At 34.4% G+C, this 2,569-nt stretch carries 3 protein-coding genes; all 3 read left to right on the top strand.

Annotated features, from left to right (window positions below):
* On the top strand, positions 1-1,261 hold a 1,261-nt coding region (locus ACYC56_RS15105), incomplete at its 5' end, for a pyridoxal phosphate-dependent decarboxylase family protein (protein ID WP_461374996.1).
* Positions 1,262-1,301: 40 nt separating this feature from the next.
* Positions 1,302-1,634, top strand: coding sequence for a hypothetical protein (locus ACYC56_RS15100; protein ID WP_461374995.1), 333 nt, complete (start codon positions 1,302-1,304; stop codon positions 1,632-1,634).
* A gap of 96 nt (positions 1,635-1,730) precedes the next feature.
* The coding region (locus ACYC56_RS15095) for a tetratricopeptide repeat protein (protein ID WP_461374994.1) at positions 1,731-2,569 on the top strand (839 nt) is incomplete at its 3' end.

Below are 2,569 nucleotides of genomic sequence, written 5' to 3'. Positions count from 1 at the left end.
AAAAATTGAAATGTCTTTAAGTCTTATTAAGAAGAATGTTGATACTCCGCATTTAAATCCTGCTTCGGGGGGACATCTTGGTTACATTCCCGGAGGTGGAATTTACCTTTCTTCTCTCGGTGATTATATTGCGGACGTTACAAACAGATTCGCCGGAATTTTCTTTGCATCTCCGGGTGCAGTTAGAATGGAAAATATGCTGATCAGGTGGATGGCCGACTTAGTTAATTATCCCATATCTGCCGGCGGAAATCTGGCTTCGGGTGGAAGCGTTGCAAACCTTATTGCAATTACCACAGCACGTGATGCTAAAAAATTAAAATCTAAGAATTTTCACAAAGCGGTTGTTTACCTTTCGAAACATACACACCATTGTATTGATAAATCCCTGCGAATTGCCGGACTTGGTGATGTTATAAAAAGATATATCCCTCTCGATAAACAATTCCGATTGATTCCCAAAGAAATTGAGAAAGCAATTATAAAAGACAAGAAATCCGGACTAATCCCCTGGCTTGTAATTGCTTCTGCCGGAACAACAGACATTGGAGCAATTGATCCATTACAACAAATTGGTAAAATTGCAAAAAAACATAATCTCTGGTATCACATTGATGGAGCATACGGGGGGTTTTTTATTTTATCAGAAACAGGTAAAAAGAAATTAAGTGGCATTAACCTTTCAGATTCACTTGTAATTGATCCACACAAAGGATTGTTTATTCCTTACGGACTCGGAGTTGTGTTGGTTAAAGATGTAAAGCATCTCGCTGCTTCACATTATTACCAGGCAAATTATATGCAGGATGCTCTAACGGCAACTGATGAATTATCCCCTGCTGATCTTTCAGCAGAATTGACAAAACATTTTCGTGGTTTGCGATTGTGGCTTCCGCTAAAGATTCATGGTATAAAACCATTTCGCGCAGCTTTGGAAGAAAAACTTCAACTGGCTAAATATTTTTATAATCAGATTAAGACTACAAGTGGATTTAAAACCTTAACTGAACCGGAACTATCCGTAGTTACATTCCGATATGTTCCTCCAAAAGGAAATGCAAATAGATTTAATGAATTACTTATTAAAGAAATTCACAAAGACGGTCGAGTGTTTTTAACTTCAACAATTATAGACGGTAAATTTACTTTTCGTTTGGCATTACTGGCTTTCAGAACTCACCTGGAAACAATTGATTTAGCTTTAAAAATTCTCAAAGAGAAAGCAAATTATCTTTTGAGAAAACATAATGAATTTAGATAATCTCAGATAGAATAATGTTTAACCGGATTTAGATTTACAATTGGATTATTATATATTGACATTAAAATTAATTTACGCTTCAATATTAATATTATTCCTTAATATCCCTTTCGGATACTGGAGAAAAAGTGTTAGAAAGTTTTCCCGCGGATGGATCCTTGCAATTCACCTACCTGTTCCGGTAGTAGTAGGGTTAAGATTTTTACTCGGATTAGGATTCCGTTTTGTGACTTATCCGGTACTTGTGGGATCTTTTTTTTCGGGACAATATATTGGTGCAAAAATTTATTCATACCGGAAATCCAGGAATAAGCGCGCGCTTTCATCAAATCTTTATATTGACATTTTTTCAAAAGTTAAAAACCGTAAATAAAATTTATTTTTTCGATTTTATTTTCAAATCTTACGTTTTACGTTGATTTCATAGCAATCCGGAAGTATTTTTTATAATTGTTACAATATAAAATTTATGAAATCAGTAATACTTATAATATCCCTTTCTAAATTTTTTATTACAACGGAGATCTATGCTTTTTCAGTAGATTCTCTTTCGATTAAATATTATCAAAACGGAATTACCGCATTAAATAAGGGCGATTCTACAGCCGCAGAGAATTTATTTGAGAAATCCATTAAGGAAGCGGACAATACTCAAGCACAATTTGAACTGGCAAAACTCCTGGTTAGCAAGAAAACAATTTACGGAAGAAACCGTGCAAGATTATTATTGCGTAGTGCAATTTTTAAAGAACCAAAAAATATTGAATTTAGGTTACTATACGCCGCATTGATGGAATACTTCAGCAGCAGTCTCGCATTTGATGAATATGAAAAAATTATTGATGATGTTGACAGCACAAATATTACTGCACTCTTCCAACTTGGAAGGATAAAAGAAGATGATTTTAACGAATTTAATAACTCAGCAACTCAGGAAAGCCCTAATGAGCCAATTTTACACCTTGATGATTATGCATTAAAACAATTTGAAGTAGCTGAGCGTTACTTTAAAAAAGTACTTTCAATCGATTCAGCTAATTCACAGGCAATTTTGCATATCAGCTTTTTATATGAAGATATTGGCAAACCCATAAATGCCGTTCCTTTACTCGAAAGACTTGAAAGGTTAAATCCTGGAAGCAAAAGTGCACACCTTTACCTTGGACTCATTTATTATAAGACTTCAAATCTGCCTGGTGCTTATGAACAATATAAAGAAGCGCTAAAATTGATGAATGAAAACGAGCGGGAAGATTTTACATTCAATTCGGTAAAGGAATTATTGGAACCTTTATTTGGCGAAGAAAT

It is taken from the genome of Candidatus Aquicultor sp. (assembly GCF_054640775.1).
The sequence above is the reverse complement of the archived record's forward strand: the minus strand, read 5'-3'. Positions and strand labels throughout refer to the sequence as shown.